Genomic DNA, 17,818 nt, shown 5'->3' with positions numbered 1-17,818 from the left:
TAGACATCTGAGCAGCTCTCATTTACAATAATGAGAGAGCTTTTTAGTTCATATAGAGTTAGGAGATTGTTAATGTCCGAAAATATTCGAAAAGATATTCAAGATAAAATACAAAATGGCAATTTTAATTGTGAAAAGGAATTGACGCTTTCTATTATTAGTGGAAAGTGGAAAGTTGTGATACTGTGGCATCTTGGTGTGGAAGGGCCTCATCGTTTTAGTGAATTACAACGGTTATTCCCAAGCATTTCTCATAAAGTTTTGTCGAACCAATTAAAAGAGTTAATGGAAGATGGGATTGTTGATCGAACAGTATATCCCGAAATTCCTCCTCGTGTTGAGTATTATATGACGGAACTAGGCATGTCGCTTTTACCGATCGTTGAAATGATGTATGATTGGGGAAAAATGCGAATGGAACAAATTCGTAATACGTTAGAGAAGTAGAGAATCCTCCGGAGTGCGGAGGTTTTCTTTTTAGAAAGGTAGGAGTTATATTTGGTACAAGCTGCATATATTCATATTCCGTTTTGTCAGCACATTTGTCACTATTGTGATTTTAATAAAGTGTTTATTGAACGCCAACCGGTTGATCAATATTTAGATTATTTAGAGAAGGAAATAATAAATACGGTTCAAAAAGTTCCGTTTGATAGTATGAAAACGATTTTTGTGGGCGGTGGAACTCCGACAGCGTTAAATATGGAACAGACAAAAAAATTACTCGAGATTATTAATCGTCATTTGCGTCCGTTTGCTCCGAATTGTGAATTGACATTTGAAGCGAATCCAGGAGATCTACCGAAAGAAAAGTTGAATGTACTACTAGAAGGTGGAGTGAATCGAATTAGTTTTGGTGTGCAAACGTTCCGTGATGAACTGCTTGAGAAAATCGGGCGCAAGCATACGAGGGAAGATGCATTCCTAGCGATTCGAGAAGCTCAGGAAGTAGGCTTTAAAAATATTAATGTAGATATTATTTATGCTTTGCCAGGACAAACGATAGAAGATGTGAAGGAAACATTAGACATTGCTTTTACGCTTGGTGTACAACATTTCTCGGCATATTCATTAATTGTGGAACCCAAAACAGTGTTTTATAACTTAATGAATAAAGGGAAATTGCGTCTTCCGGGTGAAGACCATGAAGCGAAAATGTATGAAATGGTAATGGATGAAATGGAGAAAAAAGGTTATAACCAGTATGAAATTAGTAATTTCTCAAAAGGTGACAATAAAAGTAAACATAATCTCACATACTGGAATAATGAAGAGTATTATGGCTTTGGAGCTGGAGCTCATAGTTATGTGAATGGGGAACGTATTCAAAATGTAGGTCCGCTGAAGCAATATTTTAATAAAATTGATGAAACAGGATTTCCGTATTTAGATGTTCATAAGGTGACGGAGAAAGAAAGAATGGAAGAAGAACTGTTCTTAGGACTTCGAAAAACGAAAGGTGTTTCTAAAACGGCATTCCGCAATAAATTTAATGTGGAGATGGATCAAGTTTTCGCGAAGCAGTTACAAAGCAATCAAGAACAGGGATTACTTGAAGAGGAAAATGGACATGTGCGTTTAACGCGAAAAGGAAAATTATTAGGGAATGAAGTATTCCAATCATTTTTGATTGACTAATTAAATGTTCCATGGGCGTGAAAAAGTTTCATTATTTCGTGACGTTTCCGTTGACAATTGAATGTCAATTTTGGTAAGTTATTAATAGATTTAGCACTCGAAGACAAAGAGTGCTAACAGAGGTGATGATGAGATGCTTACGGAACGTCAGCTCTTAATTTTACAAACAATTATTGATGACTTTATTGGATCAGCGCAGCCTGTTGGGTCTAGAACGTTGGCTAAAAAAGATCAAATTACATTTAGTTCAGCTACTATTCGAAATGAAATGGCGGACTTAGAAGAATTAGGTTTTATTGAAAAAACACACAGTTCTTCTGGACGTGTTCCTTCTGAGAAAGGCTACCGATTTTATGTAGACCATCTTTTAGCGCCGCAAAACTTACCGAACGCTGAAATTGTACAAATTAAAGATTTATTTGCTGAAAGAATTTTTGAAGCGGAAAAAATTGCACAGCAATCTGCTCAAATTTTATCAGAACTTACGAATTATACGGCCATTGTCCTTGGACCGAAGTTAAGTACAAATAAACTTAAAAATGTACAAATTGTGCCGCTTGATCGTCAAACTGCAGTCGCTATTATTGTAACTGATACAGGGCATGTACAAAGTAAAACGATTACCGTTCCGGAATCTGTTGATTTATCAGATTTAGAAAAAATGGTTAATATTTTAAATGAAAAGCTATCTGGCGTACCGATGGAAGAACTTCATAATAAAATCTTTAAGGAAATTGTTACAGTTTTACGTGGGTATGTTCATAATTACGATAGTGCAATAAAAATGTTAGATGGTACATTTCAAGTTCCGTTATCGGAAAAGATATACTTTGGAGGAAAAGCAAATATGCTTTCGCAGCCAGAGTTCCATGACATTCAAAAGGTTAGATCTTTGCTTACCATGATTGATAATGAAGCCGAATTTTATGACATTTTGCGTCATAAACAAGTCGGGATTCAAGTGAAAATTGGTAGGGAAAACACTTCGACGGCTATGGAGGATTGCAGTTTAATTTCTGCAACATATTCGATCGGCGAAGAGCAACTTGGAACAATTGCTATTTTAGGTCCTACGAGAATGCAATATTCTCGTGTAATTAGTTTGTTACAGTTATTTACGAGACAATTTACTGATGGACTTAAAAAGTAAATGAGAGTAATACATTCGCTCAAGTGATGAAATTTTCATTGCTGTGTGTAATATATAATGTTTAGGTAATCATGCTATACATGATACCTAATACCTTTTAAGGAGGTGAATATTGTGGAAGAGCGTAACGAACAAGTGGTAGAAGAAGTAAAAGAAGCGCAAGTTGAAGAAGCTGTCACGCCAGAAAACAGTGAAGAAACTGTAGAAGAAAAAAGTGAGGCTGCTCTTTTACAAGAAAAAGTAGATGAGTTACAAGCGAAACTAACGGAAACGGAAGGTCGCACATTACGTCTACAAGCTGATTTTGAAAATTATAAGCGCCGTGTCCAAATGGATAAACAGGCTGCTGAAAAATATAGAGCACAAAGTCTAGTTTCAGACATTTTGCCAGCTCTTGATAATTTTGAAAGAGCGATGCAAGTGGAAGCAACTGATGAGCAAACGAAATCCTTATTACAAGGTATGGAAATGGTGCATCGTCAATTGCTAGAAGCGTTGACTAAAGAAGGTGTGGAAGTGATTGGAGCTGTTGGTAAACAGTTTGATCCTAATGAACACCAAGCTATTATGCAAGTGGAAGACAGTGAATTTGAATCAAACGCGGTTGTGGAAGAATTCCAAAAAGGTTATAAACTAAAAGATCGTGTAATTCGCCCATCAATGGTAAAAGTAAATCAATAATTTACATAAAAGTAGGAGGATTAGCCATGAGTAAAATTATCGGTATTGACTTAGGTACAACAAACTCTTGTGTAGCTGTTATGGAAGGTGGAGAACCAAAGGTTATCCCAAATCCAGAAGGCAACCGTACAACACCTTCTGTTGTAGCTTTCAAAAATGAAGAACGTCAAGTTGGGGAAGTTGCAAAGCGTCAAGCAATTACAAACCCAAATACAATCATGTCTGTTAAACGTCATATGGGTACAGACTACAAAGTAGAAGTTGAAGGTAAAGATTACACACCTCAAGAAATTTCTGCAATCATTTTACAAAACTTAAAAGCTTCTGCTGAAGCATACTTAGGTGAAACAGTAACGAAAGCTGTTATTACAGTACCTGCATACTTCAACGATGCAGAGCGTCAAGCAACGAAAGATGCTGGTCGTATCGCTGGTTTAGAAGTTGAGCGTATCATTAATGAGCCAACAGCAGCAGCACTTGCTTACGGTTTAGAAAAACAAGATGAAGAACAAAAAATCTTAGTATATGACTTAGGTGGCGGTACATTTGACGTATCTATCCTTGAGTTAGCAGACGGCACATTCGAAGTTATTTCAACTGCTGGTGACAACCGTCTTGGTGGAGATGACTTTGACCAAGTTATCATCGATCACTTAGTAGCTGAGTTCAAAAAAGAAAATAACATTGATTTAAGCCAAGATAAAATGGCGCTTCAACGCTTGAAAGATGCAGCTGAAAAAGCGAAAAAAGATCTTTCTGGTGTAACACAAACACAAATTTCATTACCATTCATTAGTGCTGGAGCTGCTGGTCCATTACACTTAGAATTAACGTTAACAAGAGCGAAATTCGAAGAACTTTCAGCAGGTCTTGTTGAAAGAACATTAGAGCCAACTCGTCGTGCATTAAAAGACGCTGGTTTTGCTCCAAGCGAATTAGATAAAGTTATTCTTGTTGGTGGATCTACTCGTATCCCAGCTGTACAAGAAGCTATTAAACGTGAAACTGGTAAAGAGCCATATAAAGGTGTAAACCCTGATGAAGTTGTAGCATTAGGTGCTGCAGTTCAAGGTGGCGTACTTACTGGTGATGTAGAAGGCGTACTATTATTAGATGTAACTCCACTTTCTTTAGGTATTGAAACTATGGGTGGTGTGTTCACGAAATTAATCGAGCGTAACACTACAATTCCAACAAGTAAGTCACAAGTATTCTCAACAGCTGCTGATAACCAACCAGCAGTAGACATTCACGTATTACAAGGTGAGCGTCCAATGTCAGCTGACAACAAAACGTTAGGTCGTTTCCAATTAACAGACCTTCCACCAGCACCACGTGGTATTCCACAAATCGAAGTAACATTCGATATTGATGCGAACGGTATTGTTAACGTACGTGCGAAAGACTTAGGAACAAGCAAAGAGCAAGCTATTACAATCCAATCTTCTTCAGGTCTTTCTGATGAAGAAGTAGATCGTATGGTACAAGAAGCAGAAGCAAATGCTGACGCTGACCAAAAACGTAAGGAAGAAGTTGAACTTCGTAACGAAGCTGACCAACTTGTATTCCAAACAGACAAAGTTGTAAAAGATTTAGAAGGTAAAGTAGATGCAGCTGAAGTTGCAAAAGCAACAGAAGCGAAAGAAGCATTACAAGCTGCAATTGAGAAAAACGAGCTTGAGGAAATTCGTGCGAAAAAAGACGCTTTACAAGAAATCGTACAACAATTAAGTGTTAAATTATACGAGCAAGCTCAAGCAGCTGCTGGTCAAGCAGAAGGTGCGCAAGGTGCACAAGACGCTGGCGTGAAGAAAGATAATGTAGTTGACGCTGAGTTTGAAGAAGTAAAAGAAGACAAGTAATTCAACTGCAAAGATAATAAGTAAGATGACAAAAAGTCAAAGTCAAGCGTGCCTTGACTTTGGCTTTTTTCACGAATGAGGAGAAATGTGTGAGGTTCTTAAGTTTTTTGCTTTGCATACTGTAAGTGAGGAAACTTTGTTGCAAAGCACTTTCTTTCGGTGTTAAAATTACGTTTATGTGAAAGATTCGGGGGTTGCAAATTTATGAGTAAACGAGACTATTATGAGGTCCTTGGACTTAGCAAGGGCGCTTCAACAGATGAAATTAAAAAAGCGTATCGTCGTTTGGCTAAAAAATACCATCCAGACGTAAGCAAAGAAGAAAATGCGCTTGAAAAGTTTAAAGAAGTACAAGAAGCATACGAAGTGTTAAGTGATGATCAAAAGCGTGCGCAGTACGATCAATTTGGTCATGCTGGTGCAAATCAAGGATTCGGTGGATTTGGCGGCGGAGGAGACTTCGGCGGTGGCTTCGGTTTTGAAGATATATTTAGTTCTTTCTTTGGTGGTGGTGGCGGCAGACGTCGTGATCCGAATGCTCCGCGCCAAGGTGCTGACTTACAATATCAAGTCACTTTAGATTTTGAAGAAGCTATTTTTGGTAAAGAATTAAACGTGGAAATTCCAGTAGAAGATCCATGTGATACTTGTAAAGGTAGCGGTGCAAAACCAGGAACTTCAAAAGAAACATGTAAACATTGTTCAGGATCAGGTCAAGTGAGTGTAGAACAAAATACACCGTTTGGTCGTATTGTGAACCGTCAAGCTTGTGGTCATTGTTCAGGTACTGGGCAAATGATTAAAGAAAAATGTACGACATGTCACGGTTCTGGTAAAGTTCGTAAACGCAAAAAAATCAATGTTAAAATTCCAGCAGGTATCGATAATGGTCAACAAATTCGTGTATCTGGAAAAGGTGAAGCTGGCGTAAATGGTGGACCAGCAGGAGATTTATATGTAGTCGTTCATGTAAGAAGTCATGAATTCTTTGAGCGTGAAGGAGATCACATTATTTGCGAAATGCCATTAACATTTGCACAAATGGCACTTGGTGCTGAAGTGGAAGTTCCTACTGTTCATGGTAAAGTGAAGCTGAAAATCCCAGCAGGAACACAAACTGGAACAGAATTCCGCTTAAAAGGAAAAGGTGCTCCGAACGTACGTGGATACGGTCAAGGAGATCAATATGTAGTCGTTCGCGTTGTTGTACCGACGAAATTGACTTCACATCAAAAAGATTTATTACGTGAATTTGCAGGGCAAGAAGAGCAGGATGATAGTTTGTTTGGAAAGCTTAAACGTGCTTTCAAAGGGGAATAATGGAAATAAAAAATGGAGTTGGTAAATTGTGAAATGGTCAGAAGTTAGTATTCATACAACAGAAGAAGCAGTAGAAGCTGTCTCTCATATTTTACACGAAGCTGGTGCTAGTGGAGTTGCTATTGAGGACCCAGCGGAGTTAACGAAAGAGCGCGAGCAACAATATGGTGAAATTTATGCATTGAATCCAGATGAATATCCGGCGGAAGGTGTATTAATAAAAGCATATTTCCCGCAAACGGATTCTTTACATGAAACGATTGCAGGTGTAAAATCATCTATTGATGTGCTTCCATCTTACGACATTGAAATTGGTACTGGAAATATTACCGTTAACGAAGTCAATGAAGAAGATTGGGCTACTGCTTGGAAAAAATATTACCATCCAGTACAAATTTCTGATACATTCACAATCGTACCGACGTGGGAAGAATATACACCATCTTCTCCTGATGAAAAAATCATTGAATTAGACCCAGGTATGGCGTTTGGTACAGGAACTCATCCAACAACAACGATGTGTATTCGTGCTTTAGAAAAAACAGTACAGCCAGGTGACGCTATCATTGATGTAGGAACAGGTTCTGGTGTGCTTAGTATTGCAGCGGCAAAATTAGGCGCGTCTTCTGTTCAAGCATATGATTTAGATCCGGTTGCAGTTGAAAGTGCAGAAATGAATGTGCGTTTAAATAAAACAGATGATATCGTGTCTGTTGGGCAAAATAGTCTTTTAGAAGGTATTGAAGGTCCTGTTGATTTAATCGTAGCTAACTTATTAGCAGAAATTATTCTTTTATTCCCTGAAGATGCAGCGAGAGTTGTGAAGTCAGGTGGATTATTTATTACATCGGGCATTATTGCTGCGAAGGAAAAAGTAATTTCTGAGGCGTTAGAACAAGCTGGATTTACAATTGAAGAAGTGTTACGAATGGAAGATTGGGTAGCAATTATTGCACGAAATGCGTAATATAGATTTTAGTCTATAATGAAAAGGGGAGTCTCTCACTATAAGGTGAGGGACTTGCCGTTTGTTATATGAAAAATGATAATGTTTCGTTCTTTTCGTAAGTGTTGACTTACGAAAGGAACGAAACTCTACTAAGGTGATTATATGCAACGTTATTTTGTAGAAGAAAAACATGTAAGTGAAGCAAAAATTCGCATTGTAGGTGATGATGTACATCACATTGCGAGAGTAATGCGTATGACAGCTGGCGATCAAATTTATTGCTGTGTAAACGGAAAAACAGCAGTATGTTCAATTGATGAAATTACCAGTGAATTTATTAATACGGCTATTGTAGAATGGGTAGAGGCGTCAAGTGAACTTCCTGTTTTCGTGACGATTGCAAGTGGACTGCCAAAAGGAGACAAGCTAGAGTTAATTTTTCAAAAAGGAACTGAGCTTGGGGCAGCTGCATTCTTACCATTTCAAGCATCTCGCTCTATCGTAAAATGGGATGCGAAAAAAGCTGATAAAAAAGTTGAGCGTTTAAGAAAAATTGTGAAAGAAGCTGCGGAACAATCACATAGAAGTGAAATTCCAGAAGTACATGCTCCGGCATCATTTAAGCAATTGCTTTCAATGAGTGGTGAGTATGATGTTTGTCTTGTTGCTTACGAAGAGGAAGCAAAACAAGGCGAGAAATCTAATTTTGCGAAAGCTTTAACGACAATGAAACCAGGTCAAAAACTATTGATTGTATTTGGCCCAGAAGGCGGTTTAGCTGAGGAAGAGATTACAGCGCTTCGTGAACATAAATTTGTACCATGTAGTTTAGGACCAAGAATTTTAAGAACAGAAACGGCGCCGTTATACGCGTTAAGTGCTGCTTCGTATCATTTTGAATTGATGGGGTGATGATCAATGTCAACTGTTGCGTTCCATACGTTAGGTTGTAAAGTAAACCACTATGAAACAGAAGCCATTTGGCAATTGTTTAAACAAGGTGGTTATGAAAGAACAGAATATGAAAAGAAAGCTGATGTATATGTTATTAACACATGTACAGTAACGAATACTGGGGACAAAAAAAGCCGTCAAGTAATCAGGCGTGCTGTGCGTCAAAATCCAGATGCAGTTATTTGTGTAACGGGATGTTATGCACAAACATCTCCAGCTGAAATTATGGCGATTCCAGGTGTAGATATCGTAGTTGGTACACAGGATCGTGAAAAGATGTTAGGTTACATCGAAGAATTCCGTAAAGAGCGTCAACCAATTAATGCTGTCCGCAATATTATGAAAACACGTGTGTACGAAGAACTTGATGTACCTTATTTCACGGATCGTACACGTGCGTCTTTAAAAATACAAGAGGGTTGCAATAACTTCTGTACATTCTGTATCATTCCTTGGGCGCGTGGTTTAATGCGTTCTCGTGATGGAAAGGAAGTTATTAAACAAGCACAACAATTAGTGGATGCAGGCTATAAAGAAATCGTATTAACGGGTATTCATACAGGTGGATACGGCGAAGATATAAAAGATTATAACTTAGCTGGATTACTTCGTGATATGGAAGCGGAAGTAGGCGGATTAAAACGCCTTCGTATTTCTTCTATTGAAGCGAGTCAAATTTCAGATGAAGTAATTGAAGTGTTAGATAAATCTGAAGTAGTTGTACGTCACTTGCATATCCCGTTGCAATCTGGCTCTAATACTGTATTAAAACGTATGCGTCGTAAATATACGATGGAATTCTTCCAAGAGCGTTTAGATCGTTTGAAAGAAGCGTTACCAGGCCTTGCAATTACATCTGACGTAATCGTTGGTTTCCCAGGTGAAACAGAAGAAGAATTCATGGAAACATACAATTTTATTAAAGAGAACCGCTTCTCTGAGTTACACGTGTTCCCTTATTCAAAACGTACAGGAACACCTGCAGCGCGCATGGAAGATCAAGTTCCTGAAGATGTGAAGAACGATCGTGTTCATCGTTTAATTGAGTTATCTAATCAATTAGCGAAAGAATATGCATCAGCGTTTGAAGGTGAAGTGCTTGAAATTATTCCGGAAGAGCAATTTAAAGAGGGCGACCGTGAAGGGTTATATGTAGGTTATACAGATAACTACTTGAAAATTGTATTTGAAGGATCAGAAGAATTAATTGGTAAGCTAGTGAAAGTGAAAATTACGAAAGCTGGTTATCCATATAACGAAGCGCAATTTGTTCGTGTTCTTGAAGATGATGTGAAAAAAGAATCAGCAAGCGCATAAAAAGAGCGTGCAACCGGAAACGGTTTGCATGCTTTCTTTATTTTTGAAGAGGTTAAGTACTAGAAGGTGGGGAGGCGTTTCGTGCATCCCTGTATGAAAAAAGATGAAATGATAAAAATATAGTTATCTTCATGAAAGAAGGATACTAGCTATTTGCATAACTTTTGAAAAGGAAATGCTTCTATTCTTCTTTTATTCTGCCAAATAGTTGACCTGAAGTGATAAAATGTATTATAATCGTAAAAGACATGCTGAAGAAGTGTTTCTTTTTGCATGCTGAAGTTAGTATGTAAGTGTGATGTTTCGGAGGGAGGGAAAGAGAATGTCAAAAACAGTCGTTCGTAAAAACGAGTCTTTGGAGGATGCACTTCGCCGTTTTAAAAGATCGGTTTCTAAAACTGGTACACTTGCTGAAGCAAGAAAGCGCGAGTTTTATGAAAAACCAAGTGTAAAACGTAAGAAGAAATCTGAAGCGGCAAGAAAGCGTAAATTCTAAGAGAGGGTGTAAGTTATGAGTCTTCTCGGTCGTTTAAACGATGATATGAAACAAGCGATGAAGAATAAACAAAAAGAAAAATTAACCGTTATTCGTATGGTTAAGGCTGCTTTACAAAATGAAGGTATTAAACTGCAACATACTCTTACTGAAGAAGAGGAAGTAACAGTTTTAGCTCGTGAAGTAAAACAGTATAAGGACTCCCTCCTTGAATTTAAAAAAGCTGGTCGTGAAGACCTTGTTAATAAACTGCAAAGTGAAATTCAGATTTTAAGCGCATATTTGCCAGAGCAATTAACTGAAGAAGAACTAGTTGATGTAATCAAGCAAGTTATTTCTGAAGTTGGTGCGACTTCTAAAGCAGATATGGGTAAGGTGATGACTGCTGTTATGCCGAAAGTAAAAGGTAAAACAGACGGATCACTTGTGAATAAGTTGGTTATCCAGCTATTAGCATAAAAAAACGTCTCATTTCGTATGAGACGTTTTTTTATTGTTCTTATTAAGGAAAAACACTATATTGCTTAAAAAGCGTTTCTGTAAGTGATAGAAACGCCTCTGGTATGTAAAAAAGGTAACGGCCTTAGTTGTGATTAATCCCACCATAAAAAAAGCTTTTTCGTTTTCTTAATTTCTTCGACTAACTCCTCAATGCTTTCTATTCCTTGTTCCACTATATCTGGACAAAATTCATACATTTCTTGCGCGAAAGATTGCATTTCTTCGTCTGTAGGTAACACGCTAAAAATGGCATCAACCCAGTCATGATCTGCACCGATTATGATAAAAGGATAGCGATCATTCCATTTTCTTAGTTTAAAAATAACATCTATATTGCTAACTTCGTAATTAACGCCATTTGTTTGTTGGATTGTAAGGATATCAAATTGGCCATTTCCTTGTGTAATTGCAATTCTACACTTACTCTTACTTCCTTGACTAAAACTTCTTTCGCAAATAAAAGCTAAGTATCCAAGCTTCTGAACCTCAGATTGAACTTTTATAACTTGCTGTTCAGCATAATTCTCAAAGGTAACGAAAGAGACTCCGGCTATTTTAGATTTTGAATCAGTTGCATAAAAGGGCTGGATGCTGCTATTAGTAACTTGTTTTATAACATTTAAAATTTCTTGACTAAATCCAATTTCCTTTCGTATTTCCTCGCTTATTAATTCATTTTTTGTTTTTTAATGACTCCTAATATTTTTTTGAAATTCATATAACAACCACCTATAAGATATTCTTACTTACACCGCAAAATTCAGAGTGGAGCAATTTCCTTTTTCGAATTTTATCTTATTTGTCTAATGAATGACAACTACTTATTCTATGGTCAGTATGTCACACCCAGAACAAATTGTAACAGGGTTTTTCAAGTTTCTAACTGCTCGCTAGGCTCAATTTCTTAATGTAACTTGTACTGATATCCCCTAGGGGCGCATATTCTTGTATTAATACTTCTATTATTATGGGTAACATCCTCTGATCCATCATTGTCCCGATAAATATGATTTCATATAGCGACTGTTTTAATTAACATGAGATGAACACTTACAGAATATAGTTATGTTAGTGAAGTCGTTATAACACGATAGGCACTTGTGAAGAAATACATATATATGGGATGAGGAGGGGGTCTTTCGAGATGAAGAAATTAGAACAAATGAAAAATTGGTTAACAAAACAAGTAGACCTACCAGTGGATGTATTAATGGATCTGCCTCGGATTACTCTTGTTGGGCAAATACATATTTATATAGAAAATCATCGGGGGCTATTAGTGTTTTCAGATAAAGAAGTGCGATTGCTTTTAAAACACGGTCAATTACTAATTAAAGGACAATCCTTTGTTATTAAAACGATTCTTCCAGAGGAGCTTTTGCTCGAAGGGATAATTGAGCAAGTAACATTTTTAGAAAATGAGAAAAAAGGTGATTGAAGTGAAACTTCCATTTGTGAAGTTTTTCTTCTTTATCCTGTAAAAGTTCCGTTGATAGAGATCGATTACAGTTTTACTCTGTTTCATTTTAGTACGAGCTATTTTAATGCTTCAAATGAAAAGTGGTATATCTACTTTTAGAAAGGTAGTGAAGGTGGTAAATGAAAAATAAATGGTTTATAAAGTGGCTTGGATATGTAAAAGTGCGAATTGAAGGTAGAGGAGCGGAACGGTTTGTTAATGAATGTGTACGGAGGAATTTATTAGTTTGGGATGTTAGGAAGATAGCTGATGAAACGTTAGTTTTTTGTATGTTGTTACGCGATGTGAAAAAAATAAAACCAATTTATAGAAAAAATGAATGTAAATTATATTTTATTGGACGTTATGGTTTTCCTTTTTGGAATAAGCGTTTAATTAAAAACAGTGGATTTTTAATTGGGTTTTTAATTTTCTTTTTTGGCGTGATTACAATGTCAAATATGGTTTGGAAAATTGAAATTTCAGGAGCAAAACCTGAAACAGAATATATATTGATGAAAGAATTGGATAAAATGGGTATTCAAAAAGGGAAACTACAGTTTCAAATGCCGAATGTAGAAGATGTACAACGCCATTTGACAGATAATATTAATGCCATTACTTGGGCGGGACTAGAAGTAAGAGGAACAACGTATCATTTTAAAATCGTTGAAAAAAACGAACCGAAAAAAGAAAAGGAACAAAGGCCGCAAAATTTAGTAGCAAAAAAAGAAGCGATTATTACAAAAACGTTTGTAGAAGTTGGAAAGCCGGTTGTACTGAAAAATGATCATGTAGAAAAAGGGCAGATTCTCGTATCGGGAATATATGGTAATGAGGAAAGTCCGACGATTGTTTCAGCGAAAGGTATTGTGTATGGCGAAACGTGGTATACGTCTAAGGTAGATGTCCCACTAAAGACGCAATTCCAAGTGTATACTGGTAATGTATATAATGAACATTTTCTTAAATTTTGGGATATGAAAATAAAAATATGGGGATTTCAACATGATAAGTATAAACGCTCTCGTACTGAAAGTGTAAAGCATGATGTGAAATTATTTGGTTTTACACTGCCGATTGCATATGAAAAAGATGTTGTAAGAGAAGAGGAAGAAGCGAATCGAGAATATACAGAAAAGCAAGCGCTGAAAGTAGCGAAAGAGATGGCTGAAAAAGAACTAAAGAAAAAATTGGATGAACATGCTATGATTGTAAGTGATAAGATTTTGAGTAAAAAGGTTGAGGCGGATCAACTAAAAGTCACATTGCATTATACTGTGGTTGAAAATATTGCAGAGCCACAACCAATATCCGAATCCGATATTCAAGGAGACTGAGTAATGGCAGAACAATTAGTAGAAATGAACCAACAATTGGAAAATACTAACGAAGCAATCGCTCTTTTTGGAGTCAATGATGCGCATTTAAAAGTAATTGAACGAGAACTGAATGTATCGATCGTAACTAGAGGAGAAACTGTTCATGTATCTGGGGCAGTTGAAACGGTGACACTCGTAGAAAAAATCTTACAGCAATTACTTGTTGTAATTCGTAAAAGTATATCAATTTCAGAGAGAGATGTTGCGTATGCAATTCAGCTCGCACAACAAGGGAAAATTGCTCAATTTGAAGAGTTATATGAAGAAGAAATTTTCAAGACTGCAAAAGGTAAATCCATTCGTGTAAAAACAATGGGGCAAAGACGATATATTCATGCGATGAAGAAGAATGATATTGTCTTTGGGATAGGGCCTGCAGGAACTGGAAAAACATACTTAGCTGTAGTAATGGCTGTGAGGGCTTTAAAACAAGGATATGTAAAGAAAATTATTTTAACAAGACCTGCTGTAGAAGCTGGAGAAAATTTAGGTTTTTTACCAGGGGATTTGAAAGAGAAGGTGGATCCATACTTACGTCCATTATATGATGCCTTACATGATATTCTTGGACAAGAATATACGCAGCGTATGATGGAGCGAGGAGTAATTGAAATCGCGCCGCTTGCTTATATGAGGGGACGTACGCTTGATGATTCATTTGTTATTTTAGATGAGGCTCAAAATACAACGGGTGCTCAAATAAAAATGTTTTTAACAAGGTTAGGTTTTAGTTCTAAAATGGTTATTACAGGAGATCCTTCACAAGTAGACTTGCCGAAAGGGATAAAATCAGGGCTATCTATAGCTGCTAATATTTTATCTGGTGTATCAGGTCTGTCATTTATTACATTAGAACAAACGGACGTTGTGAGACATCCATTGGTGCAACGTATTATTGAGGCATATGATAAAATGGAATGATCCTATTTGTCAGGATCATTTCTTTTTGTATGATAAGGTTGGCGAACGTCGTATTTTTTACTATCATGAAAGATAAGGAAAATAAACTATAGGTACTGGTATAAAATGTTGCCTCAAAGTATCGTTGGGTAGAAGAAATGAAAGCTATAAATAGTTTCACTTTATTTCTGGAGAGGAGAAGGTATTGAAATCATGTCAAGATCTCAAGAAATTTCTAAGTGGTTTCGTAATTTACAACATTCGAAAAAACTAAGTTGGATTTCTTACGTTGTATTAGGAGCAGTGCTGTTTTTTGCGCTTATGAATAATGTAAAACCAGAGCAATTAGATGTTAACATGTATTCTATTGCGAAAAAGACAATCCATTCTCCTATAAAAATTGAAGATAAAGTTACAACGGATAAAAAGAAAAAAGAAGCCGCTACAAAAGTTGAAGATCAATATACATATAAAAGTGAGTATAAACAAAATAAAGTTGATATTGTGAATGACGTCTTTGCTAAAGTAGATGAAGTGGTGCAAGAGATTAAAGCTGTTGGACCGGATGATCAAAAAAAGATGACTGATGCTGAGAAAGTGGACAAGTTAAAAAAGAAACTACCCACTGACTTAACGAAAGAATTATCTGATTCAAACTTACTAAATTTGATTAATGCAGATTCGAGCCAATTAGTATTAGCGAAAGATGCTGCGGTCACAGCGATTAATAGTATCATGACTGAGCATATTAAAATGGACGAATTGAAAGATGCGAAAGAACGATATGTAAGTGAGATGAATAGTGTTAATGTTGATAATGGTTTAAAAGAGTCAATTAAGGCGCTAGGAAGATATGCGATTTCAGCGAACTATTTTTATGACCCGACCTTAACGAAAGAGAAGAGAAAAGCAGAGGAAGATTTAGTTCCACCTGTTTATATTCTTCAAGGGCAAGTTCTTGTTAGAGAAGGTGAAACAATTTCAAGTGATGTGTATAATCAGTTGAAATTAGTTGGTTTGTTAGAAAAAGGGAACGGCTTTCAACCTTATGTTGGATTAGCGGTACTCATTGGTGTGTTACTATACTTTATGCATAAACAATTTGAATTATTTTTGAAGAGAAAAAGAGAAGATAGACCGTATGTTTTAGCGTATATTACAATTTTGTCTATTACAATCGTCTTAATGAAAATCATTAGTTTATTTCAAAAACTTGAATATGCAGGGATTGCATATGTTGTCCCAGTTGCGATGGGAACAATACTTGTAAAACTAATGATTGGTGATCGATTTGTCTTTTTAACGAGTATGATTTTTTCTGTATGCGGAAGTATTATGTTTAATGAAGGAGTAACGAGTACATTAAATTATAGTGTAGGGATTTACGTATTGTTAAGTTCATTATCGGTTAGTATTTTCTTGCGAGAAAAAAATCGTCGTACAATGATTTTACAAGCTGGTATACTCGTTTCTGTATTAAATGTAGTCGTATTAGCGGCGCTCTTATTATTACGTAATGGGAATTTTTCGCCTCTTGAAATTGGTACGCAATTATTAATGGCTTCACTTTCAGGGATTATATCATCCGTTTTGGCTATGGGGATTTTACCATATTTAGAAAGTGGACTTGGAATCGTATCAAGTATGAAGCTTATGGAACTATCAAGTCCAAATCATCCGCTTTTACGCAGAATTTTGTTAGAAGCGCCAGGGACATATCATCATAGTGTAATGGTAGCGAATCTTTCTGAGGCTGCTTGTGAAGCAGTCGGGGCAAATGGTGTATTAGCGCGTGTAGGGGCATATTATCATGATGTAGGAAAAACAGTACAACCGCAATTCTTTATTGAAAACCAAATGGGAATTGAAAACCCGCATGATAAATTAGATCCTGTAACGAGTAAAGATATTATAATTGCTCACGTAACGGATGGAGTAAGAATGCTCGAAGAATATCATATTCCACAAGAAATTATTGATATCGCTGGGCAACATCACGGTACAACGTTACTGAAATATTTTTATTATAAAGCTATTAAAGAAGATAAAGAAAAATATACAGAAGAGATGTTCCGTTATCCAGGTTCAAAAGCAACTTCGAAAGAATCGGCAATTGTTGGTATTGCTGATAGTGTAGAAGCTGCGGTACGTTCTATGAATCACCCAACGCCAGAACAAATTAATAATTTGGTGCAAAGTATTATTAAAGATCGACTGCAAGACGGTCAATTTAGTGAATGTGATTTGACGTTTAAGGAACTACAAATCGTTGGAAAAACGTTGTGTGAAACGTTAAATGGTATTTTCCATTCGCGTATTACATATCCGGAACCTCCGGAAGAAAAGGAGAAAGAATGAGTTTGTTAATTGATTTTATTGATGAAACAGAAGAAGTAAAAGAAGAGTATATGAGTTTAATTCGTGAAGTGTTAGAAAAAGCAGCTCAAATGGAAAATATCGAGGATGGTGCGGAGGTATCGGTGACATTTGTAGATAATGAGCGCATTAGAGAAATTAATCGTGATTACCGAGATAAAGATCAACCTACAGATGTAATATCCTTTGCCATGGAAGAGATGGGAGAAGGAGAAATGGAGATTGTTGGTGCAGAGATGCCGCGCATGTTAGGTGATCTTATTATCTCTATTCCGAGGGCGAAAGAGCAAGCTGAAGAGTACGGACATTCTTTCGATCGTGAACTTGGATTTTTGGCGTTGCATGGCTTTTTACATTTACTTGGTTATGATCACATGACTGAAGATGATGAAAAAGAAATGTTCGGAAGACAAAAAGAAATTTTAGAAGCTTTTGGATTAGGACGATGAAAAAAGGAAAACTTATAGATAGTTTTGGATATGCTATAGCTGGTATATTCTTTTGTTTTCGTCATGAACGAAATATGAAAATCCATTATTTAGCCGCAGTCATTGTTATATGCTGCGGCTTTTATTTCCATATTACGAAAATAGAGTGGATGATATTACTTATTGTAATAGGGAGTGTAATGAGTTTAGAGATGGTAAATACGGCTGTGGAAAAAACGGTAGATTTAGCGACTGCCGATATTCATCCGTTTGCAAAAATTGCAAAGGATGTTGCGGCAGGAGCGGTTTTATTGTTTGCAATTATAGCTGTTATAATTGGTGCTATTATCTTTTTACCGTATATGGTATAGTTGCATTCCGAAGCTTTTATTAAGCTTTGGAAGT

18 protein-coding genes are annotated in these 17,818 nt (G+C 36.5%); 17 read left to right on the top strand and 1 reads right to left on the bottom strand.

Annotated features, from left to right (window positions below):
- Positions 1-72 precede the first annotated feature (72 nt).
- From AC241_RS21420 to AC241_RS21370, 11 genes are all read left to right on the top strand, one after another.
- Positions 73-447: a winged helix-turn-helix transcriptional regulator gene (locus AC241_RS21420; RefSeq protein ID WP_001293539.1), complete on the top strand. Its 375-nt coding sequence runs from the start codon at positions 73-75 to the stop codon at positions 445-447.
- A 51-nt stretch (positions 448-498) separates the two neighbouring features.
- Positions 499-1,638: a radical SAM family heme chaperone HemW gene (gene hemW, locus AC241_RS21415; RefSeq protein ID WP_050844531.1), complete on the top strand. Its 1,140-nt coding sequence runs from the start codon at positions 499-501 to the stop codon at positions 1,636-1,638.
- Positions 1,639-1,771: 133 nt separating this feature from the next.
- Positions 1,772-2,788, top strand: a complete 1,017-nt coding sequence (gene hrcA, locus AC241_RS21410) for a heat-inducible transcriptional repressor HrcA (RefSeq protein ID WP_016080253.1) — start codon at positions 1,772-1,774, stop codon at positions 2,786-2,788.
- Between the two features lie 114 nt (positions 2,789-2,902).
- Entirely contained in the window at positions 2,903-3,469 is a 567-nt protein-coding gene (gene grpE, locus AC241_RS21405) for a nucleotide exchange factor GrpE (RefSeq protein ID WP_000392712.1), read from the top strand.
- A gap of 26 nt (positions 3,470-3,495) precedes the next feature.
- On the top strand, positions 3,496-5,331 hold the full coding sequence (dnaK, locus tag AC241_RS21400; protein WP_016080254.1) for a chaperone protein DnaK: 1,836 nt from the start codon (positions 3,496-3,498) through the stop codon (positions 5,329-5,331).
- Between the two features lie 204 nt (positions 5,332-5,535).
- Complete coding sequence (gene dnaJ / locus AC241_RS21395; protein ID WP_016080255.1) at positions 5,536-6,651, top strand: molecular chaperone DnaJ; 1,116 nt, start codon at positions 5,536-5,538, stop codon at positions 6,649-6,651.
- A gap of 28 nt (positions 6,652-6,679) precedes the next feature.
- A complete protein-coding gene (prmA, locus tag AC241_RS21390; RefSeq protein ID WP_016080256.1) occupies positions 6,680-7,618 on the top strand; it encodes a 50S ribosomal protein L11 methyltransferase in 939 nt (312 codons plus the stop codon).
- A gap of 144 nt (positions 7,619-7,762) precedes the next feature.
- Entirely contained in the window at positions 7,763-8,512 is a 750-nt protein-coding gene (locus tag AC241_RS21385; protein ID WP_016080257.1) for a 16S rRNA (uracil(1498)-N(3))-methyltransferase, read from the top strand.
- Positions 8,513-8,518: 6 nt separating this feature from the next.
- Positions 8,519-9,871, top strand: coding sequence for a tRNA (N(6)-L-threonylcarbamoyladenosine(37)-C(2))-methylthiotransferase MtaB (gene mtaB / locus AC241_RS21380; RefSeq protein ID WP_000108680.1), 1,353 nt, complete (start codon positions 8,519-8,521; stop codon positions 9,869-9,871).
- A gap of 322 nt (positions 9,872-10,193) precedes the next feature.
- The gene (gene rpsU, locus AC241_RS21375; RefSeq protein WP_000048061.1) at positions 10,194-10,367 is read left to right on the top strand and encodes a 30S ribosomal protein S21; all 174 of its coding nucleotides are present in this window, start codon (positions 10,194-10,196) and stop codon (positions 10,365-10,367) included.
- Positions 10,368-10,382: 15 nt separating this feature from the next.
- A complete protein-coding gene (locus AC241_RS21370; RefSeq protein WP_000054582.1) occupies positions 10,383-10,826 on the top strand; it encodes a GatB/YqeY domain-containing protein in 444 nt (147 codons plus the stop codon).
- A 134-nt stretch (positions 10,827-10,960) separates the two neighbouring features.
- Here AC241_RS21370 and AC241_RS35250 read toward each other — a convergent pair whose 3' ends face one another.
- Positions 10,961-11,239: a DUF4253 domain-containing protein gene (locus AC241_RS35250; protein ID WP_230690615.1), complete on the bottom strand. Its 279-nt coding sequence runs from the start codon at positions 11,237-11,239 to the stop codon at positions 10,961-10,963.
- Positions 11,240-12,012: 773 nt separating this feature from the next.
- On the opposite strand from AC241_RS35250, the gene yqfC reads away from it, so the two are divergent.
- From yqfC to AC241_RS21335, 6 genes are all read left to right on the top strand, one after another.
- The gene (yqfC, locus tag AC241_RS21360; protein ID WP_000732269.1) at positions 12,013-12,306 is read left to right on the top strand and encodes a sporulation protein YqfC; all 294 of its coding nucleotides are present in this window, start codon (positions 12,013-12,015) and stop codon (positions 12,304-12,306) included.
- Positions 12,307-12,467: 161 nt separating this feature from the next.
- Positions 12,468-13,667: a sporulation protein YqfD gene (gene yqfD / locus AC241_RS21355; protein ID WP_050844529.1), complete on the top strand. Its 1,200-nt coding sequence runs from the start codon at positions 12,468-12,470 to the stop codon at positions 13,665-13,667.
- A 3-nt stretch (positions 13,668-13,670) separates the two neighbouring features.
- Entirely contained in the window at positions 13,671-14,630 is a 960-nt protein-coding gene (locus tag AC241_RS21350; protein WP_050844528.1) for a PhoH family protein, read from the top strand.
- Positions 14,631-14,822: 192 nt separating this feature from the next.
- Positions 14,823-16,967 carry an HD family phosphohydrolase gene (locus AC241_RS21345; RefSeq protein ID WP_029443317.1) on the top strand — a complete coding sequence of 715 codons (2,145 nt, stop codon included), beginning with the start codon at positions 14,823-14,825 and terminating at the stop codon, positions 16,965-16,967.
- Positions 16,964-17,434, top strand: coding sequence for an rRNA maturation RNase YbeY (gene ybeY / locus AC241_RS21340; RefSeq protein ID WP_016080260.1), 471 nt, complete (start codon positions 16,964-16,966; stop codon positions 17,432-17,434). The genes AC241_RS21345 and ybeY overlap by 4 nt, the downstream gene beginning before the upstream one ends.
- Positions 17,431-17,784, top strand: coding sequence for a diacylglycerol kinase family protein (locus tag AC241_RS21335; RefSeq protein WP_000715464.1), 354 nt, complete (start codon positions 17,431-17,433; stop codon positions 17,782-17,784). The genes ybeY and AC241_RS21335 overlap by 4 nt, the downstream gene beginning before the upstream one ends.
- Positions 17,785-17,818: the final 34 nt, after the last annotated feature.

Origin of the sequence: Bacillus thuringiensis, assembly GCF_001182785.1 — a bacterium.
GTDB lineage: Bacteria > Bacillota > Bacilli > Bacillales > Bacillaceae_G > Bacillus_A > Bacillus_A thuringiensis_S.
Note: the sequence above shows the minus strand (reverse complement) of the source record. Positions and strands in the feature narration are given on the sequence as shown.